This window comes from Salinivibrio sp. EAGSL, assembly GCF_013366455.1.
Lineage (GTDB): Bacteria > Pseudomonadota > Gammaproteobacteria > Enterobacterales > Vibrionaceae > Salinivibrio > Salinivibrio costicola.
In genome coordinates this window covers 1-295 of record NZ_JABWMG010000073.1, presented here as the reverse complement: position 1 = coordinate 295, position 295 = coordinate 1, and the positions used below count along the sequence as shown (strand labels likewise).

At 47.1% G+C, this 295-nt stretch carries 1 protein-coding gene; it reads left to right on the top strand.

Annotated features, from left to right (window positions below; translation table 11 throughout):
- Positions 1-159: 159 nt before the first annotated feature.
- Positions 160-295: GTP-binding protein (locus HLG76_RS14745; protein WP_254877718.1), on the top strand; the 136-nt coding region annotated here is incomplete at its 3' end.

Below are 295 nucleotides of genomic sequence, written 5' to 3'. Positions count from 1 at the left end.
GAGCGCACCCTTGGTAAGGGTGAGGTCGGCAGTTCAAATCTGCCTATCAGCACCATCCTCTCCAAGGTAACTTCAAGCCGTTTGATGTATACTCAACAAACCTGATTGTTGGTTGTGTGGTCGTAATGCCACCGAAATACCGTGCTTAGAGGGACTGTCATGTCTAAAGAAAAATTTGAACGTACGAAAACGCACGTTAACGTTGGTACTATTGGCCACGTTGACCATGGTAAAACTACACTGACTGCAGCTATCTGTACTGTACTTGCAAAAGTATACGGCGGTGCTGCGCGTG